This is a genomic window from Paenibacillus sp. fava2 (assembly GCF_058313675.1).
The window spans coordinates 6,712,497-6,739,195 of the sequence record NZ_CM177755.1; the positions used below are offsets into that span (position 1 = coordinate 6,712,497).

The 26,699-nt window shown below is 51.1% G+C and carries 22 protein-coding genes; 3 read left to right on the forward strand and 19 right to left on the reverse strand.

What is annotated here, in order from left to right; translation table 11 throughout:
* Positions 1-53 precede the first annotated feature (53 nt).
* The 3 genes from AC4G46_RS29670 to ftsE form a co-directional block, all read right to left on the reverse strand.
* A complete protein-coding gene (locus tag AC4G46_RS29670) occupies positions 54-1,352 on the reverse strand; it encodes a murein hydrolase activator EnvC family protein (RefSeq protein ID WP_491125788.1) in 1,299 nt (432 codons plus the stop codon).
* 61 nt (positions 1,353-1,413) lie between these two features.
* Entirely contained in the window at positions 1,414-2,328 is a 915-nt protein-coding gene (gene ftsX / locus AC4G46_RS29675) for a permease-like cell division protein FtsX (RefSeq protein ID WP_068724691.1), read from the reverse strand.
* Positions 2,318-3,004 carry a cell division ATP-binding protein FtsE gene (gene ftsE / locus AC4G46_RS29680; protein WP_491125789.1) on the reverse strand — a complete coding sequence of 229 codons (687 nt, stop codon included), beginning with the start codon at positions 3,002-3,004 and terminating at the stop codon, positions 2,318-2,320. The genes ftsX and ftsE overlap by 11 nt, the downstream gene beginning before the upstream one ends.
* 347 nt (positions 3,005-3,351) lie before the next feature.
* Here ftsE and AC4G46_RS29685 point away from each other — a divergent pair, with 347 nt between their 5' ends.
* Entirely contained in the window at positions 3,352-4,782 is a 1,431-nt protein-coding gene (locus AC4G46_RS29685; RefSeq protein ID WP_491125790.1) for a VanW family protein, read from the forward strand.
* Positions 4,783-4,845: 63 nt separating this feature from the next.
* Here AC4G46_RS29685 and AC4G46_RS29690 read toward each other — a convergent pair whose 3' ends face one another.
* From AC4G46_RS29690 to AC4G46_RS29725, 8 genes are all read right to left on the reverse strand, one after another.
* On the reverse strand, positions 4,846-5,448 hold the full coding sequence (locus AC4G46_RS29690) for a DL-endopeptidase inhibitor IseA family protein (protein WP_491125791.1): 603 nt from the start codon (positions 5,446-5,448) through the stop codon (positions 4,846-4,848).
* Between the two features lie 222 nt (positions 5,449-5,670).
* Positions 5,671-6,270 carry a hypothetical protein gene (locus tag AC4G46_RS29695; RefSeq protein ID WP_491125792.1) on the reverse strand — a complete coding sequence of 200 codons (600 nt, stop codon included), beginning with the start codon at positions 6,268-6,270 and terminating at the stop codon, positions 5,671-5,673.
* Positions 6,257-7,903: a type IV pilus biogenesis protein PilM gene (pilM, locus tag AC4G46_RS29700; RefSeq protein ID WP_491125793.1), complete on the reverse strand. Its 1,647-nt coding sequence runs from the start codon at positions 7,901-7,903 to the stop codon at positions 6,257-6,259. Before pilM ends, AC4G46_RS29695 begins: the two co-directional genes overlap by 14 nt.
* A 15-nt stretch (positions 7,904-7,918) precedes the next feature.
* A complete protein-coding gene (locus tag AC4G46_RS29705) occupies positions 7,919-8,668 on the reverse strand; it encodes a prepilin peptidase (protein WP_491125794.1) in 750 nt (249 codons plus the stop codon).
* An 89-nt stretch (positions 8,669-8,757) separates the two neighbouring features.
* Complete coding sequence (locus AC4G46_RS29710) at positions 8,758-9,261, reverse strand: prepilin-type N-terminal cleavage/methylation domain-containing protein (protein WP_491125795.1); 504 nt, start codon at positions 9,259-9,261, stop codon at positions 8,758-8,760.
* A gap of 186 nt (positions 9,262-9,447) precedes the next feature.
* Positions 9,448-10,653, reverse strand: coding sequence for a type II secretion system F family protein (locus AC4G46_RS29715; RefSeq protein ID WP_491125796.1), 1,206 nt, complete (start codon positions 10,651-10,653; stop codon positions 9,448-9,450).
* A complete protein-coding gene (locus AC4G46_RS29720; RefSeq protein WP_277468243.1) occupies positions 10,653-11,702 on the reverse strand; it encodes a type IV pilus twitching motility protein PilT in 1,050 nt (349 codons plus the stop codon). The genes AC4G46_RS29715 and AC4G46_RS29720 overlap by 1 nt, the downstream gene beginning before the upstream one ends.
* Positions 11,703-11,721: 19 nt before the next feature.
* Positions 11,722-13,386, reverse strand: coding sequence for a GspE/PulE family protein (locus tag AC4G46_RS29725; protein WP_491125797.1), 1,665 nt, complete (start codon positions 13,384-13,386; stop codon positions 11,722-11,724).
* A 309-nt stretch (positions 13,387-13,695) separates the two neighbouring features.
* On the opposite strand from AC4G46_RS29725, the gene AC4G46_RS29730 reads away from it, so the two are divergent.
* Positions 13,696-16,047: a collagen-binding domain-containing protein gene (locus AC4G46_RS29730; protein ID WP_491125798.1), complete on the forward strand. Its 2,352-nt coding sequence runs from the start codon at positions 13,696-13,698 to the stop codon at positions 16,045-16,047.
* A gap of 84 nt (positions 16,048-16,131) precedes the next feature.
* Here the strand turns inward: AC4G46_RS29730 and AC4G46_RS29735 are convergent, their stop codons facing one another.
* Genes AC4G46_RS29735 through AC4G46_RS29745 form a run of 3 tightly spaced genes read right to left on the reverse strand, consistent with a single transcriptional unit; the run spans position 16,132 to position 19,102 of the window.
* Positions 16,132-18,024: a pilus assembly PilX N-terminal domain-containing protein gene (locus AC4G46_RS29735; RefSeq protein ID WP_491125799.1), complete on the reverse strand. Its 1,893-nt coding sequence runs from the start codon at positions 18,022-18,024 to the stop codon at positions 16,132-16,134.
* A gap of 15 nt (positions 18,025-18,039) precedes the next feature.
* On the reverse strand, positions 18,040-18,585 hold the full coding sequence (locus AC4G46_RS29740) for a PulJ/GspJ family protein (protein WP_491125800.1): 546 nt from the start codon (positions 18,583-18,585) through the stop codon (positions 18,040-18,042).
* Complete coding sequence (locus tag AC4G46_RS29745; RefSeq protein WP_491125801.1) at positions 18,569-19,102, reverse strand: type IV pilus modification PilV family protein; 534 nt, start codon at positions 19,100-19,102, stop codon at positions 18,569-18,571. Before AC4G46_RS29745 ends, AC4G46_RS29740 begins: the two co-directional genes overlap by 17 nt.
* Before the next feature lie 189 nt (positions 19,103-19,291).
* On the opposite strand from AC4G46_RS29745, the gene AC4G46_RS29750 reads away from it, so the two are divergent.
* Positions 19,292-20,101: an alpha/beta hydrolase gene (locus AC4G46_RS29750; RefSeq protein WP_491125802.1), complete on the forward strand. Its 810-nt coding sequence runs from the start codon at positions 19,292-19,294 to the stop codon at positions 20,099-20,101.
* Between the two features lie 181 nt (positions 20,102-20,282).
* Here the strand turns inward: AC4G46_RS29750 and argH are convergent, their stop codons facing one another.
* The 5 genes from argH to argB form a co-directional block, all read right to left on the reverse strand.
* A complete protein-coding gene (argH, locus tag AC4G46_RS29755; RefSeq protein ID WP_491125803.1) occupies positions 20,283-21,698 on the reverse strand; it encodes an argininosuccinate lyase in 1,416 nt (471 codons plus the stop codon).
* Positions 21,699-21,817: 119 nt separating this feature from the next.
* The gene (locus AC4G46_RS29760) at positions 21,818-23,053 is read right to left on the reverse strand and encodes an argininosuccinate synthase (protein ID WP_068724664.1); all 1,236 of its coding nucleotides are present in this window, start codon (positions 23,051-23,053) and stop codon (positions 21,818-21,820) included.
* Positions 23,054-23,542: 489 nt separating this feature from the next.
* Positions 23,543-24,511, reverse strand: coding sequence for an ornithine carbamoyltransferase (gene argF / locus AC4G46_RS29765; RefSeq protein WP_491125804.1), 969 nt, complete (start codon positions 24,509-24,511; stop codon positions 23,543-23,545).
* A complete protein-coding gene (locus AC4G46_RS29770; RefSeq protein WP_491125805.1) occupies positions 24,508-25,794 on the reverse strand; it encodes an aspartate aminotransferase family protein in 1,287 nt (428 codons plus the stop codon). Before AC4G46_RS29770 ends, argF begins: the two co-directional genes overlap by 4 nt.
* Before the next feature lie 98 nt (positions 25,795-25,892).
* Positions 25,893-26,696, reverse strand: coding sequence for an acetylglutamate kinase (gene argB, locus AC4G46_RS29775; protein ID WP_491125806.1), 804 nt, complete (start codon positions 26,694-26,696; stop codon positions 25,893-25,895).
* Positions 26,697-26,699: the final 3 nt, after the last annotated feature.

The following is a 26,699-nucleotide window of genomic DNA, read 5'->3' on the forward strand; positions in this document are numbered from 1 at the left end:
TATCTCTTCCAGTATATGCCGCCGGGCGGATTAATATTTATTGGTCCTCAAAATTACAGGTATGGCATCGGATCAACGGTCTTGCCGTCTACCCGTACTTCGAAATGAAGATGCGGTCCTGTGGAGCGTCCGGTCGAACCCGACTCGGCAATCACCTGGCCTCTGTCTACCTTATCTCCGGCGGAAACTCTGAGTCCGCCCTCACGAATATGGCCGTACAAGGTCCACACACCGCCGCCATGGTCGATAATGACGCAGTATCCGTAACCGCTCCACCATTCGGCAACCAGCACTGTCCCGGAATCAGCAGCGTGGATGCTGGTGCCCTGCGGAACAGCAAAGTCTACGCCGGTATGCATTTTGCCGACCTCACCCGTTACCGGATGCGTCCGTTTCCCGTAACCCGAGGAGATCCGGGCCGAGCCCACCGGCATCAGGAACGGCCCGTCGCCGCCTGCATAGTCCGAGGAGGAGCTCACGCTGCTGACACTGCTGGAAGCCTTGGCTTTCGCTTTGGCCGCTGCGGCTGCCGCTCTGCGCGCCGCTTCTGCTTTGGCCGCCGCTGCCTTGCGTGCTGCTTCTTCCGCCTTCAGCTTGTCCTTCTGCGTTTCGAGCGCGGAACGCTCGCTGGCCAATTGCACCAGCTTGGCTTCCTGCTCCTCGGAGATTTCGCCCGAAACAAGAATCTCTTCATCATAGTAGGCGATGAGCTCCTGCTTCTCCGCTTCCTTCTCCTTGAGGATGCTGCGCTGATCTTCCAGTTCAGTGTACAACTGCTTGGCATTGGCATACTGCCCTTCCAGCTCGAGCTTCTTCGCTACCACAGTCTCTTTATCCAGCTTGTGCTGCTCCAGCAGATCCTGATCCTGGTCTACGATCATTTTGAGGGAATCAGCCCGGTCCAGGAAATCGGAGAAGCTGGTCGAAGACAGCAGCACATCGAGATAGGAGACTGCCCCATCGGTATACATTAGCCGGACGCGGGATTCCAGCAGCTTTTCACGCGAAGCAATCCGTTCCTCCGCATCACTAAGCTCAGTTGCCGTTACATTCAGCGACTCCTCGGTGCTGGCGATTTTGCCGGAAATGGTTGTCATTTCACCCTTTACCTGCTCGATCTGGCCCAGTACGTACTCGAGGTTCTCTGTCGTTTTGTTCTTATAGTGCTGCGCCTCCTGAGAGCGGGAAGCCGCCTTCTCCTGCGCGGCCTTGGCCGCTTGTACCTCTTGCTGCAGCTTCTTCAGCTGCTGATCTATTTCAGCGACAGTTGTCTTTTTGGCATATCCGTCAGAGGGTCCTACTAGAGTGACAGCCAGCAGTGCTACGGCTATTCCGGCGGCAATCTTCTTCAACTCGCACTCCCCATCCTTTTACTCCGTAATTTATAATGTCATTTCATGTCAGTAACGGTACTTACACCTTCAAGAACTTGCGGATCGACACGGTACTTCCCCAAATTCCGATCAGCATCCCCAGTCCCACCAGCAATCCGCAGAGCAGCACCCAGATTTCATTGAACGGGATCATCTGCAGCCCCAGCATCGGGTCTCCCTGTACGGAACGGGTCAGACTGCTGTAGCCAATATACAGAACTCCGGAAGTCACCAGTGAGCCGATCAGCCCGATCAATGCCCCTTCCACAAAAAAAGGCCAGCGGATAAAAGCGTTCGTCGCCCCTACCAGCTTCATAATACCAATCTCCTTGCGGCGGGCGAGAATGGTTACACGAATCGTATTGGAGATCAGGAACATGGACATCAAGGCCAGTCCCGCCACAAAAACAAAACCTATATTGCGCACAGCGCGCGTAATCTTGAACAGCGTCTCTACTGAGCCTTTACCGTAGTTCACTTTATATATCGGCTGCTCGTCATGCGTTTTGTTTAGTGCTTCTATCTTATCTGCTACAAACGGGACTGTGGTCGGTTCAATCACTTCGACCAGCAGCTTGTCCGGCAGCGGGTTATTATCTTCGTCAAAGCCTTCCAGCAGCTCGGCTGCATCCGGCCCCATATCCTCACGGAACTCAATTAGCCCCTGCTCCTTGGATACAAACTCTACCTTGCTGACTTCCGGCATGCTGCCGATTTCGTTCTGCAGGGTTTCCCGCATCTTCTGGTCGGTATTAAGCGTCAGATGCACATTGATCTGCACCTGGCTGTCCGCCTTGTCGGCGATGGAATTTACATTGAGTACAAGCAGAATAAAGACACCGAGCACGAATAGGGAGACGACGATAGATGTGATGGAGGCCACCGACATCCAGCCGTTGCGGAATACATTTTTGAAGCCTTCCCGCATATGGCGCAAGAAGGTTTTAAAACTCATAACCGTATTCCCCTCTCAACTGGTCTCTGACAATGTTGCCGTGCTCGATCGCCAGCACCCGTTTGCGCATTTTATTAACAATATCCCTGTTGTGGGTAGCCATTACAATGGTTGTGCCGCGAAAATTAATTTCGTCCAGCAGCTGCATAATGCCCCAGGAGGTCTCCGGGTCCAGGTTGCCGGTAGGTTCGTCCGCAATAATGACCGACGGATTGTTGACGATCGCCCGGGCAATTGCAATCCGCTGCTGCTCCCCGCCTGAGAGCTGGGAGGGTTCACGGTTCGCCTTGCTGCGCAATCCCACCAGATCAAGCACCTCGTTGACACGTTTCTTGATAATTTTCTTGGGAGCCTCAATGACCTCCATCGCAAAAGCGACATTCTCATACGCCGTCAGCTTCGGCAGCAGCCGGAAATCCTGAAACACTACGCCGATATTGCGTCTTACGTAAGGAATTTTACGGGGCTTGAGCTTGCCGATGTTGAACCCGCCTACTGAAATCTGGCCTTTCGTAGGCGTCTCTTCTCTATAAATTAATTTCATGAACGTTGATTTTCCGGCGCCGGACGGTCCGACGACATATACGAATTCGTTGCGGTCGATCTTCACGGATATTCCCTGTAGAGCATGGGTCCCGTTGGGGTATGTCTTCCATACATCCTGCATTTCGATCAAAGTTATCACTTCCCGATTTTGTCATATTCCGCTGGCCGGCCGTCTGGTTCGACACCAAACCGCGGAAGTTTACATAAACTGCCCATTATCACAGGCTTATCTATTGTAACAAATCTGTAACCAAATGAGTACCCCGAAAGTTTTCCCGGACACGCTCATATACATAAAACAGGCCCTCACATGACGGGCTGCCGTTCCTTTGTAATACATTCGAGCCTCTCCTGAGAAAATCCTGCCAGCCGCTGCTCTGCCTCTAGATATCGGCTGGAAAACATGTTCCGTAAGTCTGTAACTTTGGCCTGCGCCGCTGCCCTGCGCAAATATGCCGCCCCGAAGGAGATCTTCTGATGAAAAAAATCCATCTCGCCCTTATTGCGGCTATCGCGCTGCTTCTGACCGGCTCCCTGCTGGCCGGCGGGCTTCATTTATATGCGGGCCAGCAGACCCTGCCCAAGGGCACCCGGCTTGCGGGCTGGGATATCGGCGGTCTGGACATCGCCGAAGTCCGCAGCGGGCTGACGGACCGGCTGCAAACGCTCGAAGCCCTCCCCCTGATTCTCAAGGCAGGAGCCAACACAGAGTTGACCGTCAGCCTGCAGGAGGCCGGCGTGGCCTATGAAGCAGACAGCTTCCTTCAGGGCCTGAAGGCATTGTCCGAAGGCAACATGCTCGAGCGGGCCAAAGCCCGCGGCCGCTTTGCCGCCAGTTGGGACCTTGGTGTCCACCTGGAGATTGAACATCTGCAATCCAGCTTAAGCCCGGCCTGGGAGAGAGAGTCCTTCGGCAATCCGGTCGATGCGACCCGGCGTATTACGGAAGATGACCGGGTGGTTTATACCGAAGAGACTACCTCATATGAAGTGGACTGGCACGGTCTGGAGCTCGCCCTGCGGGCTGCTCTGCCAACAAAGCTGGGCAGCCCGGACATTCTGCCCGGTAAGAGTATTGCCCTGGAGGTACCTTTGACTGTTAAAGAACCCGCTATTACCTTAAAGGCTCTTCAGGAACAGGGAATCGAACGGAAAATCACACAGTTTAGCACCTCACTGGGCTTAAGCGGACCGGGGCGCACCTTTAACGTAGAGGCCGCCGCCAAGGCAGTGAACGGTACAATCCTGCCGCCGGATGCTGTTTTTGATTATGGTAAGGCGATTGAAAAGGCCCAGCGGGAATCCGGTCTCCGCGAAGCGCCGGTTATTGTCAACGGCAAGCTGCAGCCCGGCACAGGCGGGGGCATCTGCCAAGTATCCAGCACCCTCTACAATGCAGCCCTCAGGGCCGGACTCGACATTGTGGAGCGGCGCAACCACTCCCTGCCGGTCAGCTATCTGCCAAAAGGCCAGGATGCTACGTTTGCCCAGGGCTATATCAACTTCCGGTTCCGCAACAATACCGGCAAATACATGATCATCAAGGCCGCCGTTGAAGGCCGGACCCTGACCGTGAAGCTGTTTGGCACGTTCCCGAAAAACGTATATTATACCGTCCAGTCCCAGACCGTAGAAATCCTGCAGCCTGCGGCCAGATACGTCAGTGATTCCTCGCTGCCCCGCGGAGGCACGCGCGTGCTCCAGAGCGGCAAGGTCGGGTATGTAGTCGAAACTTATATTACGCGTTATGTTGATGGCAAAGCGGTGGAGAAAACAAAGCTGTCACGTGATGTCTATCCGGCCCAGAAGCAGGTAATCGCCATTAACCGGGGCGGCATGAGCAAAGTGTACCAGCCTGAGCCTGTAAAGAAACCCCTGGTCGAGGATGGCGTGCGCAGCAATGAATAACAACTGCAAAGACGGTCAGAATCAGCTCTGACCGTCTTTGTAGATGCTACTGTGTAGTTCACCTTAGAATAGAGTATCCGGTGACATATCAATTCTCCAGTAGCCGTTCACTTTTTTCAGTTTTACCACAACCGCTGCATTCTCCCCCTGCCCGCTCTCCTGGGGCACACTGAGCTCGAATACTGCTGTGGTTGCTGTTTTGGAAACCATTCTGGCGGTAGCCTTATCGAACTGGAGGTGATTCCCTACATCTGCGTTGACCTGGGCCATTCTGCCTTTCATTTCAAGAAATTGCGTTTGAACATAAAAAGCAGCCGCGTTATGCGTAAACCCTCTTTTTATGTAATTCATCAGCTGCTGCCTGGTTCCGAGATCACTGGTAAGATAGCGGTACTCGAGCCCGTTGTAGTCAAATTTCTCAGCTCCCAGGATATTGCCTGCGCCGCTCGCATAGGTGTACAGCTTCTTGGCATGGACGAGGAGCGGAATGATGCTTTTGGCCGTCAAATTATTGATAGTGGCAGGTCCCTCTTTACCCGGTGCAGAGGCTGCTACTGTTTTTATTGCCGTATCTCCTGCCGCAGGCGTAGCCGCCAGCGCCCCGCTGCCCGCCGAAACCAGACCGAGCGACAAGGCCAGCGTACCGATCATCCACTTTTTGTTCATCCTAAGTTCCTCCTCTTTATTCTGCTTCATAGTAGAGTGTGTTACATTCCATTGCTGCGTTCACTACTTTATACCTTACGGCAGCCTGTAAGCTAAAATACCCATTCCTTCCAATAATGAAAACGGATTTACCGCACGGGAAGTACAAAAAAAACTCCGCTTTCCCGGAAAGGGAAAACGGAGTATGCATACACCATCAATTTGCTGATATGAGCCTGGTGATTATTCGGGAGAATCCGCCTGGTAATAGGCCGTGAAAGCCACGTTTGCCGTCAGGATGCTGCCGGGATTTTGTGCGGTTGGAAATTCATAAGGCTGCTGAAAAGCAAAGGAATCAACCGTTACCAGTCGTGGCATCTTATTCAGCTGCTTCAGCCACTCATGGATCTCGGCATATCCGCCTTCGATGATAGCCGTCATCTTGATCTCCTGCAGTCCGGCTGCAGAGGCTGCCGCTACTCCCGCCCAGTCACTTGCTGTACTTGTGCCTGTCAGCGAGAAGCCGATGTCCTTCAATCTGGCATGGGAGCTGCCGCCGATCGCCTTCAGATCGTTAATCAGTGCCTCGCTGCCGTCGCCGGAAGGAATAGCGGCCAGCGCCGTCTCTTCGTCTGCGCTCAGGCTGTCTCCCGCGCCTTTGAGCTCATTAATCTTGTTCTCCAGCACCGATCTTTCCCGATCCAGCAGAGAAAGTTCACTCTCTTGCATTGCTATATCACTGCTTACCGGACGGATCGCCAGCATATAAAAAGCAAACAAAACTAAAAACAGAATGAGCATCCCCATCACAATCGGCGATCGGTACTTGTTAATCTGTTCCACTGATATCCGCTCCTTCCTCCGCAGCAGCCTGCACATCCGCCGCTGACGGATCCGCGGCTTCAGGTGCCATATTCACACGGTATACTGCCGTGTATTTAATCAGATTGGATATACTGCCGCCAGCTGTCCCTGTGCCTGCTCCGCCTTCGGTTAACTTTTCAATGGCCGCTTCGCGTGCAAACGGCATGCCCCGGAGGGAAGTCAGGTACGCTCCGCTGTGTGCCATATCTGTAAAGTTCACGGTCAGGAGCAGATCTCCGCGGAACGAAAAGCTGATCTCACGGATTGCAGCGGCATAAGGCAGCTTCGACTGCAGCTCATTGAGCACAGCCGCGGCATTTACCCGGCTCGCAGACAAAGCTGCAATGATCGCTGCCCGGTCAAAGCTGCCGCTTCCGGCCCCGCTATTGTTCAGACTGGCAAGCTCAAGCTGCAGAGCTGCATTCTGTTCCTGGACACTCTGCATTTGTACACGCTGCTCATCATACTCTCCGCGGACAGAAGCATATAGAATCCCTGTTCCGACAGCGCCAAGCACCCAGACGGCTGCAAGCGTGACTGCCAAGTACGGAAATACAATGGTCTCGCGGTCCTCACGCGGCAGCAGGTTAATATTCCGCAGCTTGGGATCGCGCAGAGCCGCCCCCGCAGCTACCCGGTAATCGTTCAGGCTATTGTCCGGCTTCACGCCTGCCGAGAACTGGTCAACGGCAATCGGGGCAATGGCCAGCTCCGGCAGCGCCGCCTGCAGCTCCTGCTGCAGCTCTCTGCGCATGTCAGGTGCGCCTGTAATCAGCAGCTCCGTTATCCGCGTTGAGCCGTCATGCAAGCTGTACTGGTAAAAGCTCAGCATCCGCGAGATTTCCGCTGTAATTTCCACGATCTGCTCAGCCGACAAGTGATCCTGAGAGGCTGTCGCAGCAGCAGCCTCCGCCTCGGCTTCAGCGGCGAACGGCTGCTCTTTACTTAAATCAAACGGCTGCGGCTGCGGACGGCCCAGATCCACCAGATTGATCGTCCGCATAAACACCGGATTTCCGCTGCGGAACATATAAATATCGAGCAGCGACTGCTCGAGATGAATCAGCATCGTCTCATTAAAAGAGTGCCCGTAGCCTGCAACAATACTGCGTGCCAGCGCGGTTGCCGAAACCTCGACGCTTTTGATTTTCAGGCCGGCATCTTCCAGCACATCCACGTAATCCTGAACAACCTTGCGCGGCGCGGCAAAAATAATCAGCTGGCTCTCGTTCTCACTCTGTCCGGTAATGACATAATCGTACACCGGATTCTCGAAGGGCAGATGCAGCCCTGTTTCCACCTCCAGCTTCACCAGCTGGTCGATCTGCTTCTCGGCCGTACTCGGAATCGTCATTTTGCGGATGATCATCTGGGAAGGGGGAATCGACAGGTTCACTGCGCTGCCGCGGAGCCCTTTGGTCTTTACCCATTGCTTTAACCGGTCCAGCAGCGCCTCGCTGTCAGCCACCTGATTCTCTACAATCATTCCCGGCAGCAGCGGCATGAACCTTTTTTTATGGACTTGCTTCGCCTGATTATTCTTGAAGCTGATATAGCGGATACCCGTCTGCTCAATGGAGACTCCGGCCGCTTTGTTACCTATTCCAAACATGCTATAAAGTTCCTCCTAACGGATGAGCGCGAGATAACCGCTGATAAGTTGTGAACCGTAAGCGAATGCAATCAGTGATCCGGCCGCCAGCCACGGTCCAAACGGAACAGGCTGTCTGCGCTTCACCTTCCCCAGCAGCATCAGCATCACACCGGCAATCGTTCCCAGTGCACAAGCTATCATAAACGCCAAAATAACATTGGGAAAGCCGACCACCCAGCCCAGCAGCGCGAACAGCTTCATATCCCCCATGCCCATACCCCCGAGCAGTGCCAGCCCCAGTACAATAACACCGCCGGCTGCGCCTCCCAGCAGATGAGACCATAACGGCCCTTGCGGAAACAGCATCACCAGTACCAGAAGCAGCGGCAGAAAAAACAGCAGTACCTTGTTCGGGATCAGCATGTATTTCAGGTCCGCTACGGTCACGATCACGGCCAGGCTGACGAGCACAAATCCGGTAATCCCTTGACCGGTTAGCCCAAACTGCAGATAAATCCATAAGAACAGAAGCCCGGTTGCCGCCTCACCCAGCATATACAGCGGTGACACCTTTGCCCCGCAGTGCCGGCACTTGCCCCCAGCCAGGATGTAGCTTGCCACCGGCAGCAGATCCCGCGCCGTCAGCCGCGTTCCGCAGCTTGTACAATGCGACGGCGGCCGCACCAGCGACTCCCCCGCCGGCACCCGCAGCGCTACTACATTATAGAAGGAGCCCAGAATCAGGCCGACAAGCGTGATGTATACTGCGATAACAATGGTCATGGGGTGTGAGTTCCTGTTCTGTGGATTTTAAAAAAGGAATCGGGAATTCCGATTCCTTAAAAAAGATACCTGTTATTTCTTTTATTTCATCAAGGTGTTGGGGATACTTCCGCCGTTATAATTTGTGCTCTAGTAAAATATTTTGTTCCTGAAGAAGTTATTAAGGTGATAGCATATGCTGGATGTGCACCAGCGCCTGTTACTGCTGCAACATCAGTTAAAACCCCACCTGAGTAATTAACAACTCCACCTGAAATAGTTTTTTTATCACTAGGTAGAACAAGATTACTTTCTAAATAATTCTTACTCTGAAGTCCTGGATCAGTAGCAGTACCAATTACGGGAATGACACTATTTGCTGCAGAACCATTCATTTCATTAAGAACATATAAACGAGAAGCATCATATACCTGGCGCGCTGTAGCCAGATCAGACTTATCTCTAGTATTGCTTAACAGATTCCCAATCATAGGTACAGCTATAACAGCAATAATCCCAATAATAACAATAACCGCCAATAACTCAATCAGCGTAAACCCCTTTTCCTCTTTACCCGCCTTGCCCAGCTTCTTGCGAATTGCCTGTGCCAACATGATGTTTCCCCCTCATAATTGATGTTATTGAATAAGACCGATACTCCGTTATCTGTGGAGTTCCTAGCTGTCCTGTTGCTGTTATCCAATGTACTTGTCCTATTCCAGCAGGCTCTGGAGCCTGCTTGTGCTCCCGGTCCGCCTGCCTGGCGTCACCCCTCTCAATCTATGCAAGGAGCACATGGCTCACATATTACTGTACAGACTGAACATCGGCAGCATAATTGCTGCTACAATCACACCTACTACACCCGCCAAAAAAGCTATAAGCAAAGGCTCCAGCAACGACTTCAGCCGGTCAACCGTATTCTCTACGTCCATCTCGTAAAAGTCTGCTACCTTGGAGAGCATCTGATCCAGCGCCCCGGTCTCTTCACCGATGGCAATCATTTGCGTAACCAGCGGCGGGAATACCCAAGCCTTCTTAAGCGGCTCCGAGAGCGGCTTTCCCTGTCTAAGAGAATCGGCAGCACTGCGGATATATCCGCCGATTACCTTATTTCCGGCAACCTCCTCCACAATGGACAAGGCCTGGAGAATAGGAACCGAGCTCGCATAAAGCGACGAAAAGGTCCGCGTAAACTGTGCGATTGAACCCTTCTGATTCAATTTGCCGAATACAGGGATTTTGAGCTTGGCATAATCGAGCGCATATGCACCCTTTTCAGTCCGTTTAGCGATCATAAAACCAGCCGCAAGCAGAATGATAACGATCAGCCATATATACCATTGTCCCTGAATGCTTTTGCTGAGCGCCAATACCACCTTGGTTATTGCCGGCAGCTCGGCATTCATGGATTCGAACATACTGACAAACTGGGGCACAATGGCCCACAGCAGATAGACAACAGCCGCTACTGCCATTACGGCAACAGTCACCGGATAAGTCAGTGCTGACTTAATCTTTTCTGTAGTGGTATGCTGCTTCTCAAAATAAACCGCCAGCCGCTCAAGCGTCCCTTCCAGATCACCCGATTCTTCCCCTGCCCGGATCATGCTGATGAACAGCGGCGGAAAAATCTTTTTATGATCCTGAATCGCCTGTGACAAGGCTACCCCGCGCAGCAGGCTGGAGTTAACATCCTGCAGCGCTTTGCTGAGCGGCTTGCTCTCTGTCTGTTCCGCCAGAATTCTTGTAGCATCCACAATAGATACTCCAGCGCGCATCAAGGTGGCAAACTGCCGGCAATAAATAATAAAATGAATGGTCTTCACCGGATTACCGATGTAAATTTCCATCGACAGTATGGAAGACTTCTGTTCGACCAGGGAGAACACGGTCAGCCCCCGCTTACGCAGCTCCTCCATCGCCGATCCTTTATCTGAAGCTGTCAGCTTGCCTTTAAGCTGTTTGCCCGCGCTCGTCCTGACCTGATACTCGAATTGGGGCATCAGCCGCTCACCTCCGTGAGATAACCTCTGGCCGCTTCAGGCTCAATCAGCCCCAGCTGCAGTTGCTCGCGGATGTTCATCTCAAGGGTATGCATGCCGAGCGCACGGCTGGTCTGCATGACATTTTTGAGCTGATGCGTCTTTTCGGTCCGGATCATATTGGCTACTGCCGGTGTATTAATCAGCAGCTCGGTCGAACATAACCGCCCCTTGCCGCCAGCCCGCGGAAACAACCGCTGCGAAAGAACAGCCAACAGCACCGATGCCAGCTGGGAACGGATCTGCCCCTGCTGATGCCCCGGAAACGTGTCGATAATCCGGTCAATCGTCTGCGGCGCATCGGTTGTATGCAGTGTGGCCATCACAAGATGCCCCGTCTCAGCCGCTGTAACCGCCGCTGAGATCGTCTCCAGATCACGCATTTCTCCGACCAGGATAACATCCGGGTCCTGCCGTAGCACTGCCCTTAACCCGCTGGCGAAGCTGCCGGTATCACTGCCTACTTCACGCTGGTCAATCAGGCAGGTTCCGTGGCTGTGGAGAAACTCGATTGGATCCTCCAGCGTAACAATATGCTTGCTGGCAGTCCGGTTAATATAGTTCAGCATAGCGGCAAGCGTTGACGACTTACCGCTGCCCGTAGGACCAGTCACCAGAATGAGACCTTGAGGTTTCATCGCAAGTCCAGAAAGCACTCCCGGCAGTGACAGCTGCTCCATGCTGGGAATCTGAGCCGGTATGGAACGTGCTGCAATGCTGACCTGACCGCGCTGCCGGTATACATTCACGCGGTACCTTACTCCGTCATCCAGCGGATAAGAAAAGTCGAATTCCCCTTTATTTCGGAATTCCACGCTTCTCTCACTTCCCAGCAGCAAATCGGCCATATAAGCCGCTTCCTCCGGACTGACTCTTGCTCCTTCCAGCGGGATCAGCTTTCCGTCAATCCGCATGACCGGAGGTGAACCTACAGAAATATGCAAGTCTGACGCCTTGGAAGCAAAGGCCATATATAGCAATTGAACAATATCCCATGAAAAGGCTGGCACTTTTGTCTCCCCCTAAACTCTAATGCGACACCGTCTCGCGCATAACCTCCTGCAGGGTGGTTATGCCTTTGGAGACTTTGAGGAATCCATCCTCCATCAGATGCACCATACCCTGCGCCTTACCTGCAGCACGGAGCTCTTCAATAGATGCCGATTCGGTGATCATCTGGCGCAGATGATCGTTAATGGTCAATACCTCGTGAATCGCAATCCGGCCCCTGAAGCCGGTATTATTACAGCTGCCGCAGCCTCTGCCGCGGTAGATAACCCGGTCCGGCAGACCGTACCGGCGCAGCATGATCGATTCCTGCTCGGTCGGCGCATGCTCTTCCCGGCAATCCGGGCAGATTTTGCGGACCAGCCGCTGGGCGACTACTCCCAGCAGCGAGGAGGCGATCAGATAGGGCTCTACTCCCATATCCCGCAGCCGCAGAATCGTACTGACCGCATCATTCGTATGCAGCGTGGATAATACCAAATGCCCGGTCAGCGAGGCACGGACGGCGATTTCCGCAGTATCGGTATCGCGGATTTCCCCTACCATGACGATGTTCGGATCCTGCCGCAGAATGGAACGAAGTCCGGCGGCAAAGGTCAGGCCGATCGCCGGATTCACGTGTACCTGATTAACTCCTTCAAGCTGATATTCCACCGGATCTTCGATTGTTATTATATTGGCGCTTTCGGTATTCAGCTGATTAAGTGCCGCATACAAGGTAGTGGATTTACCGCTCCCTGTAGGCCCGGTAATCAGGATAATGCCGTAAGGCTTGCTGATCATGTCCTGAAAAGCCCCGGCATTCCAGTCGCTGAATCCCAGACTGTCGACCGTCTTCACACCGGTGCTCAGATCAAGCAGCCGGAGTACAATCTTCTCGCCGTGCATCGTCGGCAGCGAGGATACGCGGATGTCGACCATTTTGTAATCGAACTGCATCTTGATCCGGCCGTCCTGCGGCAGGCGCCGCTCGGCAATGTTAAGCTTGGCCATAATCTTGAGTCTGGCCGTGATAAACCCCTGCATCTGCTTGGGGATGATCCGCTCTGTACGCAGCGTTCCGTCAATCCGGTAGCGGATGGACAGGTTATTTTCACCCGGGTCCACATGGATATCTGATGCCCTCAGCGAAACAGCCTGCTGAATCATCTGGTTCACAAGCCTCACAATCGGCGAATCCTCATCCGTGATTTCGGTTTCTTCGATCTCTTCCTGCGAGGGCAGCTCCACCATCATCTGGCTCATCGAATCCCGCATGCCGTAGTGGCGGGCAATCGCCCGGGTCAGCTCGTCCCGGCTGGAAATCGCAGGCTCGATGCGGAAGCCGGTGCTCATACGCAGATCCTCAATCGCAAAATAATCGAGCGGATCGGCCATCGCCACCATCAGCTTGCTGCCCTCTTTCATGAACGGGAGCACCTGATAACGTTTGGCCATGCTCTCAGGAATGATCTGCGTGATGGCCGGATCAATCTGATACTTGAACAGGCTGACATGGGGAATTCCAAGCTGGAACTCAAGGACCTCAATGAGCTGCTGCTCAGTAATATAGCCTTGGGTGATCAGCAAATCGCCCAGTTTGCGCTTGGATTTACGCTGTTCCACCAGCGCTTCTTCAAGCTGCTCCTGAGAGATAATTCCGTTTTCGACCAGCAAATCGCCCAGCCTTTTTTTCATGATAGCCATACCCTTTTCACTCCAGAGCGCTTAAATTTTGTAGTATACAGCCTCTCCCGGACCCGGCCGGCAGTCCTGCTTAATTAAACCTATGTATATTGTAAAAATATTTCAAATTTAATAGTTATTTAGTCTCATTTTTCAGCAAAATACGCATATCTTTTAATTGCCTATCTACTAAATATGTCCTAGAATGATATATAGCATAGATTGGTACTTTTTACAATGAAAACACCCTACAGGGAATTCCAATATATGACACAATGCATTTACTTTTGACAGGAAGCATGATTATATATCGGCCAGGGAGAGATGATGATGAAGCGTATGAAGAAGAAGAGGTTGTATTTTGGTTCAGGCTTGGCCCTGCTGATGCTGCTTGCACTTCCTGTATGGAAGCTGATGACATACGTGGTGGCGGATCAGGGGATTAATGCTCAAGCCAACTTACAGCTTACACGCACTATAAGTTCGGCTTCAGGTGCAAATATAACTAACGGGGAAATTCAGCGCGGTGATATCTTCTCCTTAAACTATAAAATCAAACCGCCTGCAGTGAACTATACTACTCAACCTTCTCAATCCATTCGGATATCAAATATCAGCTTTACAGACAAGTTGCCTCCAAACATTGAGGTTGATACTGCTACACTTCCTAGCGGATTCACAAAGACAGGAACTCTTGCAGAAGGATATACACTTACTATCTATCTAGGAGATATTAAATATACCTGGAGTCAGAACTCGCCGAACCTATCTCCTGATTTGACCTCAAATGCAAAATTTAATAGCAGTGGAGAAATTGTATTGGCAGTTCCAGCTAGTGCCACTGTTACTAAGAAGTATACTTTTGCACAAGGAACTCTTAGTTATAATGATTTGCATGAATATAGCTCTTATAATTCAACTCAATCTAACAGTGGTTCTACTTTAGGGATTGTTGGAGATTACGGTCTGTTCGTTCTTAATAACGGGACTACCACCGGGAATTTTACTCTGAATGGAAGTCTGGCAGTTGGCGGCGATCTTTCGTTGACCAACACCTCTGGTGGCGGAACAATAAACGGCAATGTTATTGTAAATAAGAACTTCAACTACTACGGAAATAATCAGAACCCCGGCAATGGCGGTAATATTGGTATTAAAGGTAATGTAATTTATGGGCAAAGTTTTAACTATGGCGGTACCAGCCTGTCCCAAATAAGCGGGAGTATATCTCAGCAAAACCCAATGAAGGCTATAGATTTTAAAACTGCATCCGGCTACTGGTTAGAGAAATCGAAGGGCTTAAATGCACTAACCGCAAATGGTACTTCAAGCATAAAATATGGAAACCAACTCTTTTTAGAGGTCACAGATACTACACTCCCTTACTATGTATTTAAAGTAACTGCAGATCAAATTACTACTGCCGCCGGCATAATTTTAAATACACCTGTAAACTCAACTGTAATAATAAACATTGAGGGTACTTCTATTAATATGAATAAATGGACCACTTTAAATAATAAGCCTGCTCAGAATTTATTATTTAATTTTGTTGAAGCTAAAAACCTTTTAATATCTAGCGGGCAAATAGGGACCTTCCTTGCTCCGCTGGCAAGTGTTAATGCAACAAACGGTTCACTAACCGGATCATTGATTGTGTCTTCCTGGGATTTTGGCAACGGCAGTGGATTATCCTTTAACCCTGCAGTGTTTTCAGGAATTATTCCAGACACACCGGCACTGGTTCCAATAGTAAGTGTAACCAAGCCCTTCACTACCATCGAGCTTAATGCCACCGATCCTGTAGACAACACGCCAAGAACTCTGACCCTGCAGGGCGAAAGTATCGTCAAGCTGGGCTCCAAAGTGGATCTGAAAGCTATTTATACGGGACCTGCAACAGAGAAGGACATTACTTACACTTGGATCGTTACTCAAGATGGGAAAGATGTTACAGCATCGAAGCTAAAGAATGGAGCAGACGACACTCAGAAGGTACTTGATACTTCTCAAGCTGGAGATTACAAAGTCATCGTTAAAGTCAACAGCTCGAATCTGAAGGTAGAGACTATGGCTGAAAAAATCATATCCGTCAGATCGCTGACTATTGACGGCCCTGATAATATTTTCGTTACTAAAACCAAAGACTACACACTAACCACAGGAAACATACCGGCTAATTCCCTAATTAAGTGGAGCATTACAAAGAGCGACGAGCAATACGCAACACTAAGCAATGTTTCTGGCGATACAACTAACACCAAATACACACTTACCGGAAATCAGATCCATAATGGCGTTGTAATTACAGTAGAGGCTGGTGGAATTACCGAGACCCGTACGGTTAATATTATTCCATTTAGCTTAACCGGGCTGAGCGCTATCGGTGAAATAGAAATTAATGTTGGCCAGGAGTTGGATCTTAACAGCTTGCTCCATGCTACTCCTAGTGAAATGAACATTAATGATATCAAAAACCAGTTCAACTGGATTAGCAACATGCCGCATATTGCTAATTTTGATAGTAACCCTACTGACGAACGAAAAGGTATTATACGAGGTCTGCAAAAAGGGGAGAACGTTGTGGTCACTGTTTCGTATCTGCCTCCCGGCGCGAATACTCTTGTCACTGCAACAATCAAAGTCAAAGTTAATGCACCACCGAACGGAGATCTATACTGATTTCATTTCCTCTATACGAAAAAGACCGCCTCCGGATATTATTCATCCAGAGCGGTCTTTTTGCCAATCAGGCAAGACTATGTGCTACTTCACTAATCTCATCGGACTGACACTCATGCTTACCCCCTTAACCCTCGGAAGACTGGCCTGCTGATCAGCATAAATCTTGTAGTTATAATCTATAATAAATCTGGCATCCATAGTCTTCAATTGTGGCGTCACAAAGGTAAAACCTGCACTTACATTCGCAGCATCAGGTGGCTGAACTTGTCCAACTACTGCATTCACTGTCAAGTTCCCCTTTGCAAAAAATCCGCCGTTCAACCAAAATTTAGAACCTACACCGTACAGCATTCCCTCTGTATCCGTGTAGAAAAAGGCCTTCATCTCATCAGATGCATTCTGGCCTTGACCACTAACCTGTTGTGAAAAAGAGTCAATCCGCGTTATCAGTATTTCATGCTTAGAAATTACCAATAGCTCCTTTTCATTTCCACCTTCGGTTAAACCGTGTATCTTTGCATCTTCAACAGTTGTCTTCCCCAGAACAAACATCGTCGTATCGAACTCTACATTGCCTCTGATAATCAAATTTCCTGTAACTAGAATATTACCTTTAACCTTTAGAAAATCCGGCTTAAAATTATCGATAATCAGATCACCAGCAATAATCAGCCATTTTGGATTGCTACTATTGATACCCTGCTTAGCATCAGAAGAGAACGTAATTTGTTTATAATCTACATTATCTACTTGTAAGCTGGTATCAAATATGGCTGATGAGCTTAAATTAGTGAGCTGAGTATTCAGAATATCATGATAGTCGTCCACTGCTTTCTGATAGTCTGCTTCTATTTTATTTTTCTGCTCTTCCGTAGCATCTGCACTTATTGGAGCTTTAACCGGAAACTCCGGCTTTTTCAGATGAGTAAAAGAACCTGCGTTATATAGTTTAAGCCAGTCATTCAGACTCGTTTGCGCTGTAGCCTGCCCGTCTGCCGCTTTCACATAACGTGCACGCAACTCATTTCTTACATCAGCCCCCAATGCCTCGGATACTTTATCCCAAAAGGATTCTTCCACATTGATTTCCACAAATTTTTTCTGTTCCTTGATTCTTACTTTATCGGACGTAACACTAAGGATATCATTGAGTTCATTGGTATTCTCCATCTTTAGTGGGATTAATGGTGATACTCCTGATGGAGGAGCTGAACCGTGGGCGTATAATATACTGTCCCAGGATTGGACATGTATTTCACCGCTCACTTCTGATGAACTGGCCTGCTGCATTACTGTTGGATATACAGAAGGCTGGTGGTGGGAGAACCCTTTATACGTATAATCCGCTGTATCAGTAATAACTAGCTGTTTGCCGGCATAAATATTCCCTCTCAGCAGCGGGGCGCCATTAAGTCTTAACGTTTCACCCGATCCGAAGGCATACTTCAGAAAATCAGGATAGCTGTCAAGGGTAATCCGCTGCTGCAGTTTTCGGTTCACTCCGTTGACTACCGCCGAGGTAGTGACATCGATATAATACTTACGAGACTGGAGATACTTATCATCTACAGGTGAAATAGGCTCTTTTCCCGAATACTTAATTTCTTGAATTTTACCGCTGGCTGTATTATGAAGTGTTCCCAGTTCAGTTGTGACGTTAAGGTTCTCTTTATTTAAAGTGCTAAAGATCCCTTGCAGCGTATCCGGATCAATATCCTCCAAGTCCTTAAGCTGTGATTGTATATACGCTGTTGCTTCGTCCAGACCCTTTTGCGCCAAATGCAGACTCTGCACATCACTCTCCCGTGTTTCCGTAATCTGTGCTCCGCCAATTGTTGCTCCCATTACAGCCAGACCAAGTATCGTCAGTATAAGTACCAGAAACATAACTAATACAAGCGCCGATCCCTCTTCCTGCTTGATTTTTTTAAACCTCTGGATATAAGACACTCTGCCCGATGGTTCTTCTTTCATTTAGACACGATCCTCCTAGAACCCGAATGTACTCTCTAAAGTTAAAGTGTAATCTTTACCGCCATAGGTTTTCAGAAGATTGAGATTAATATGAATCAAGCCGCTGCTGCAAGAACCCGTATTACCGCATTGCAGAACAATACTGGATCCGGGAGCCAGTTTTGAGGTTACATTCGTCATAGAATCTGAATTTGAACTATCTGATTTTACAATAGACAGCTTCTCATCCTTAATGCTAATAGTCTCCCAGGCACCTCCTGTACCATCCCGTTGCAACTTAATAGAACTGCTTATAATTTCCTGGTTACTGTTAACTTCATACGCTGGAGCGGTCACAGTTTCGGCCCCAAAGGTGTACATCTCAGTGATAACAGCCGACATCAGCAGATCGCCTTCGTCCCTTAACTTATTCTCGGTCGTTACTTGATTGTAGGCGCGCATTCCAAACATCATTACCGCATAGATCAGTCCCGATACTATCGCAAAAATGGTTATAGCAGCTATAAGCTCAATCAAAGTCAGTCCCTGTTCGCGGCGGAGGAGGTTAACGAATTTTTTCATCTGTAATATATCCCTCCACAACGGTTTGTTTCGTCCTGGCAGTATCTTTTGAGTTCCACACTATGACCTCAACCGGAAGCAAATAAGGCGAGATATCCTTATCGAAATCCGTTTTACTTGCAGACATATTCTTATGCGTTTCCTGCTGGTAGACAATCTGAATATGATATTGAATTTTATTAATATAAGGATTCAGCACAGCTTCTAATATTTTTGTGTCATCAACCATATTGTTATAAGTAGCGCAAGAAGTCCCGGTGGCCGAGCATTCGAGCGTATTATTGTTTTCTACCTTAGTAAAATAAGCCTTCCACTTATCAAAATCCTGCTTCTCCGCATAAAACAGCGCATTGCGCGCCAGGTTGACCATAATCGTCTTGTTCTGGTTAGCTTTGGCATATGACATGGCATTGGTAAAATAAGACGTTAGCACCAGGGAGACGATCGACAAAATGATAATAGCCGCCAGCACTTCGATCAGTGTAAATCCTTGTTCCTGCTTAAGACGATCTTTCATCCTGCTTTTCCGCCTCTCACCCTAAATATCTTTCGCACTTGCACATTCCGTTTCTATTTATCCTGCTTCCATTATATTCTTTCCCCTCTTAACCCAGCAATCCTATTAGACATAATAATTCCAGCGATTTCTACTCTATATATCGGCTATGCGCTATGCTATCATTTGTGCTAAAGGGAGGAAACGACAATGGCTCTGATAGAATGCAGATTTTATTCGGATGTGCTTGGCCTCAGTACCTCAATGACGGTGATACTGCCGCAGCAGACGACTACACAAATCGGACTCAACAATGTAAAAAGAGGGGAGCTTCACCCGACGCTTTACCTGCTGCACGGCCTGTCGGATGACGATTCGATCTGGCTGCGCCGGACCTCGATAGAACGGTATGTGGCTGAGCTGGGCATCGCCGTGGTTATGCCGCAGGTGCACCGGAGCTTTTATACGGATATGGCAGACGGGGGCCGGTACTGGACCTTCATCAGTGAGGAGCTGCCCGCGCTCGCCCGCTCGTTCTTCCCGCTCTCCTCTAAGCGTGAGGATAACTTCGTGGCCGGACTCTCCATGGGCGGTTATGGGGCGATGAAGCTGGGACTGCGCAAGCCGGAGGCTTTTGCCGCTGCGGCCAGTCTGTCGGGGGCGCTCGATATGGCGCATCATCTCATGAACCCGGAGGACCCGGCCAAGAGGTCCCAAGAGTACGCGAGGATCTTCGGTAATGTGGACATCGCCGGCACTCCGGATGATCTGCTGTGGCTGCTTCAGGAGGTAGACAAATCAACGGGGCCTAAGCCGCTTCTTTACCAGTGCTGCGGTACCGAGGACTTCTTGTATGAGGACAATCAGGTGTTCCGTGCTGCCTGCGACAAAACCTCATTGTCATTAACCTATGAAGAAGGTCCAGGCGAGCATGAGTGGGGTTATTGGGATGCCAAAATCCAGGATGTGCTGAAGTGGCTGCCGCTGGGCAAATCATCCTCCGATTTGTGGAGTATATAGACCGAGCGTTATTATTTCTGGCAGCGTATACAGAGGGTTACAGCGGCAAATAGTCACTCGAACCCGATTGGCTCTTGCATAATAAAAGACTGTCCTTCCCGCTTATCATTATAGCGGTGAGGACAGTCTTTTTGGTTTTCAGTCTAAATGAATCCGTTCTGCAAAGCCTTGGACAAACTGCTTATTCAGCGGTACCCGCATGCTGCGCTACCCACTTACCCGCTTCAAGCAGGGAAGCCTCAGCCCGCTCAATGGCTGCTTTGACCTGTACAGTCGCTGTGCCGCCATAGACGTTACGGGCGTTCACTACAGCCTCAGGCTGCAGAACAGCGTAGATCTGATCATCGAACAACGGGGAGAACTGCTTGAATTCATCCAGAGTCAGATCGAGCAGGAATTTGCCTTCGTTGATGCAGTAGAGCACCGTTTTGCCGATAACCTCATGCGCCTGGCGGAAAGGCAGACCTTTGCCTACCAGGAAGTCCGCAATGTCGGTCGCGTTGGAGAAGTCGGTATTGACCGCTTCGCGCATCCGGTTTTTGTTCACCTTCATGGTGGAGATCATCGGTGCGAACAGTTGCAATGCACCTGTCAGTGTAGCCACTGTGTCGAACATGCCTTCCTTGTCTTCCTGCATATCCTTATTGTATGCCAGCGGCAGCGATTTGAGGACAGTCAGGAGACCGATCAGGTTGCCGTAGACACGGCCAGTTTTACCGCGCACCAGCTCAGGTACGTCAGGGTTTTTCTTCTGCGGCATGATACTGCTGCCGGTACAGAATGCATCGTCCAGCTCCACGAAGCTGAACTCGGTGCTGCTCCACAGCACCAGCTCTTCGCTAAGCCGGGACAGGTGAGTCATGATCAGCGCAGCGTTAGCCAGGAATTCGACGATGAAGTCGCGGTCGCTGACAGCATCCAGGCTGTTCTCATACACACTGTCAAAGCCAAGCTGCTCAGCCACAAAATGACGGTCGATCGGGAACGTCGTTCCGGCCAGCGCCCCGGCGCCCAGCGGAAGCACATTAATCCGCTTATAGCTGTCTGTCAGGCGCTCCGCATCGCGGCGGAACATCGACACGTAAGCCAGCAGATGATGAGCGAACAGGATTGGCTGTGCGCGCTGCAGATGCGTGTAGCCCGGTACAATCGTATCCACATTGTCCTTGGCTTGTTCAATCAAGGCTTCCTGCAGTTCATGCAGCAGGCCAACGAACTCGACCACCCGGTTGCGGAGATAGAGATGCATGTCTGTTGCTACCTGGTCGTTGCGGCTGCGTCCGGTGTGCAGCTTACCGCCGACCGGACCCACTTCCTCGATCAGGTTCTTTTCAATGTTCATATGGATGTCTTCATCCGCTACGGAAAATTCAATATCGCCTGCACGAACCTTTTCCAGCACCTTGTTCAGTCCGGCCTTGATCGTCTCAACATCCTCCTGCGGAAGGATACCGCATTTGCCCAGCATCGTGACATGAGCCAGACTGCCCTGTACATCCTCTTCAGCCAGTGCCTTATCGAATCCGATGGATGCTGTATACTCCTCCACCAGCTTGTTTGTTCCTTTTGTAAACCGGCCGCCCCAAAGCTTGCTCACTTGATATGTCCTCCTCTAATGGACGATAGAAGGGCCGCTCCTATCCTGTCGGAGGAACGGCCTTCTGGTGTCCGCTTATGTTATGTTCTGCTATGAAACCGCTGAGCGGTAAAAATATTCTACTTATTAGACTCTGCTACGCCGGAGGAAACCTTCAGACGCAGTGCGTTCAGGCGGATAAAGCCTGTTGCATCACCTTGGTCATAGGCTTGAGTCGGGTCTGCTTCCATTGTCGCAATGTCCGGATTGTACAGGCTGACCGGTGATTTCACGCCGGCGCCGATGATGTTGCCTTTGTACAGCTTCACACGGACCGTACCGGTTACGTTCTTCTGGCTCTCGTTCACCAGTGCCTGCAGCGCGAGACGCTCAGGAGCGAACCAGAAGCCATTGTACACGAGGGTACTGTAACGGGTGATCAGGCTGTCGCGCAGGTTCATCACTTCACGGTCCATGGTGATGGATTCCATTTTGCGGTGTGCGGTGAACAGGATGGTTCCGCCCGGTGTCTCATAGACGCCGCGGCTCTTCATGCCGACAAAGCGGTTCTCGACCATATCCACACGTCCAATTCCGTGCTTGCCGCCCAGCTCATTCAGCTTCTCCATTACCTGCAGCGGAGTCAAGGCTTCGCCGTTCAGTGCTACACAGTTGCCCTTGAGGAAGTCCAGCTCCAGATACTCTGCTTCGTCTGGTGCGTCCTCAGGTGCGTTACTGAGCAGGAACATTTCTTTGTTCTCCGGTGCGCTTGGGTCAAACCAAGGATCTTCCAGCACGCCGCTCTCATAGCTGATGTGCAGCAGGTTGCGGTCCATGGAATACGGCTTCGCAGCCGAAGCCTGTACCGGAATGCCGTTCGCTTCAGCGTAGGCGATCATTTCCGCACGGCCCGGGAACTGGTTGCGGAACTCTTCCAGCCGCCAAGGTGCAATCACCTTGATGTTCGGCGATAACGCCGCCGCATTCAGCTCGAAGCGGACCTGGTCATTGCCTTTGCCGGTTGCGCCGTGGGCAATTGCTGTAGCGCCTTCCGCGATTGCAATGTCCACCATACGCTTAGCGATCAGCGGACGGGCAATACTGGTGCCGAGCAGATATTGGCCTTCATACAAAGCGCCCGACTGGAACATCGGATAGATAAAATCACTCGCGAACTCATCGCGCAGATCATCAATGTAGACCTTCGATGCGCCGGTGGCCAGCGCTTTTTCCTCCAGGCCGTCCAGCTCTTCCTTCTGGCCGATATCGGCAGTGAAGGCAATAATCTCTGCATCATAGGTTTCTTTCAGCCATTTCAGAATGACTGAGGTATCCAGCCCGCCGGAATAGGCGAGTACAATTTTTTCTTTAGGCATGGGGGTGCAACTTCCTTTCGGTGTGGGGGTATAGGATGGGAGCTGGCAAAAGAGTAAAGCTCAGGTACCGGAATGCAAGCTGCAACTATATAGATTGAATTAGAGGCCTCCTATTTTGGGATAAGCCGTGACTCCAGAGAATATTTGGACTTCCAGCCGCTGTTGTCTGCAGATTTCCTGATTTGTACCGCGTTCGCGGTTGAAATCCGCAGACAAAGGCGGACGCTACCGCTCTTACAGTTCCAAAATTCCCCTCCGCCACTTTCCCCTTAATATTCATTCTAAATCAAGTTATATTTCTGCAGAATACTTTTATCCTTAGCACCGGATCACAACTCTAAAAGCCAAAGCTCATCCTATATAGTTTTTTATATAGTATAAGACCTCTAAGGCCTTTGCAGGTTCAAATCTGCAATTTTTAAATAATGGCTCTGGCAGATGCAGGCGATTCTCAGCCTATCCGGGCTTCGCCCTGGATGAAAACCTTGATCAGCCCATCAAAGCAGCCATAAGCGCCTTCTGTGCATGCAGGCGGTTCTCAGCCTGGTCGAAGATGACGGAGTTCGGGCCGTCGATTACGCCAGTGCTGACCTCTTCCTCACGGTGGGCGGGCAGGCAGTGCAGGAACAGGTAGTCGCTCTTAGCGCCTTTTACCAGCTCCTCGTTGACCTGGTAGTCCTTGAATGCTGCTTCACGCGCCAATTGTTCAGCCTCGAAGCCCATGCTCGCCCAGACATCGGTGTAGATGACGTCAGCATCCTGAACCGCTTCCTGCGGGCTGCGGGTGATGACGATGTTAGCGCCTGTCTCCTTGGCGATCTCACGCGCCTCAGCAACCACAGCCGGGTCAGGCTCATAGCCTTCCGGGCCGGCAACCGAGACATGCACGCCCAGCTTGGCGCCGCCGATCAGCAGGGAATGGGCCATGTTGTTGCCATCGCCGATGTAAGCGAGCTTGAGGCCTTTCAGCTTGCCTTTGTGCTCATATACGGTCTGATAGTCGGCCAGCACCTGACAAGGGTGCGCTAGGTCGCTCAGGCCGTTGATTACAGGTACAGAAGCATAACGCGCCAGGTCCTCAACCTTATCATGGCCGAAGGTGCGGATCATGATGCCGTCGAGATAACGGGACATGACCTGGGCCGTGTCACCCACAGTTTCGCCGCGGCCGAGCTGGATATCATTTTTGCTCAGGAACAGCGCATGGCCGCCGAGCTGATACATGCCTACCTCGAAGGACACGCGTGTGCGGGTCGAGGATTTTTCGAAAATAAGTCCGATCGTCTTGCCCTTAAGCGGCTGGTAAACCTCGCCGTTTTTTTGTTTCTTTTTCAGCTCGATAGCCAGATCAATCAGATACGTGATTTCCTCCGGGCTGTAATCATTCAGCTCCAGCAGATCACGGCCTTTGAGCTGCTCTGCGATCGCCAGCTTCCCGCTGTGTACACTCTGGCTCATGAATGTGCCTCCCCGTTTCCTTTGTTAGCATAAGTATGAATGAGCGGAACAAGAATGTCCACCGCCTGGCGGATCTCATCCTGGCTCACATATAGATTAGGCAGCAGCCGGATCACATTCGGTCCGGCCTGCACAAACAGCAGGCCCTGCTTCTGACCGGCAAGTACTATATCGCCAACCGACTCAGTGCATTCGATCCCGATCAAGAGCCCTTTGCCGCGCACTTCCTTTACGAACGGCGTATCCGCCAGCTTCTCTCTCAGCAGGCCGCGCAGATATTCGCCCATCTCTTCTGCCCGCTGCGGCAGTTCATCTTCGAGCATTGTCTCTATCGTCGCTTCCATCACCGCAGCCGCCAGCGGCGTACCGCCGAAGGTGCTGGCATGGCTGCCCGGGCTGAACGCTTCGCGCAGATAACCTTTGCCCAGCATAACGCCGGCCGGGAACCCGCTGGCTACGCCTTTAGCCAGGGTGAAAATATCCGGCTCAATGCCATAGTGCTGATGCGCAAACAGCTTGCCTGTACGGCCCATGCCGGTCTGCACCTCGTCGACGATCAGCAGCAGGCCGTGCTCGTTGCACAGCTCTACCACAGCGTCCAGGAACTCCTGCTGAACCTCCAGCACGCCGCCTTCGGCCAGGATCATCTCCAGCATGATGGCTGCAGTATTGTCAGTAATAGCCGCCTTCAGCGCCGGCAGATCATGCAGTGGCACCGTCTTGAAGCCCTCAGGGAGCGGCAGGAAGCCCTCTTTTACCTTCTGCTGTCCGGTGGCTGTCAGCGTCGCCAGAGTACGTCCATGGAAGGACTGCTCAAAGGTTATAATCTCATAACGGCCTGTGCCCTTCACCTTCTGATGATAGCGGCGGGCCAGCTTGATCGCAGCTTCATTCGCCTCCGCACCGCTGTTGCAGAAGAAGACCTGATCCGCACAGCTGTTGCCTGTCAGCAGCGCTGCAACCCGGTCCTGTCCCGGAATGTGAAACAGGTTCGAGACATGCCACAGCGTATCAATCTGCGCCTTCAGCTTCTCGCCAACCTTCTCAGGAGCGTGTCCCAGACTGGTTACCGCCAGCCCGCACATGAAGTCGAGGTACTTGTTGCCCTGGTCATCCCAGACCAAGCTGCCTTTGCCCTTAACCAGACTCAGATCATATCTGGCATAAGACGGGAATACCGCACTCAGCTTGGCAGGAGCAGCCTCCTGAACCTTCGTTTCCCCTGAACGGGTATCCGCAGCCCCTGTTAAAGAATCTTTTTCCGCCTGTGTAAGCTCACTCATTCTTAGTCACTCTCCCACCATGCTGCTTCCGGTAAACCGGCAGCGCTCTATTTTGGTAACACCTGACTTCCGGCTTGTCTCCACTCTATCTTACCAAACTAAGAACGTATAATCCTCGTCCCCAGCTTCTCCCCGCCTAGCACCCGGCTAAGCACCTGAGGCTCTTTGCCGTCTACGATGACAACCTCGGACACACTGCCCTGAATGCAGTCCATCGCCGCGCGCACTTTGGGGATCATCCCGCCGTAAATTTCACCGCTGGCAATCAGCTCTTCAATCTGCGTCACCGTCACCGATGGAAGTACGACCTTTTCACCATCAATGGTGCGCATAATACCGGGAACATCCGTGACCACAATCATCGAAGGCGACTCGACAAAAGAAGCCACTGCCCCAGCCGCCGTATCCGCATTAATATTGTAACGCTGCCCACCGGCATCTACACCTATAGGTGCAATAACCGGAATGTAGCCGAGTGCCAGAATCCCTTTTATGATCTCCGCCTTTACTTCCGTAACTTCGCCGACCTGCCCTACTACATCGCTGTTGGCTACAGGGCGTGCCAGTATTAGATTGCCGTCCACACCGGACAAGCCAAGGGCCTGCCCGCCGCTGCCCTGGATTCTGCGGACAATCGCCTTGTTAATGCTTCCGGCCAGTGTCATCTCTACAACATCCAGCACTTCCTCGGTCGTCACCCGCAGGCCGTTCACAAAGCTGCTCTCAATCCCCAGCTTCGCCAGATTATCCGAAATCGCCGGTCCGCCGCCATGTACAATGACAGGCTGAACCCCATCGGCCTGCAGCTCCCGCAAATCCTCAAAAAAAGAATCCGGCAGCGCAGCCAGCGTACTCCCGCCGCATTTCATCACAAACAGCTTTTCTATTTTTTGCTCCGTCATATT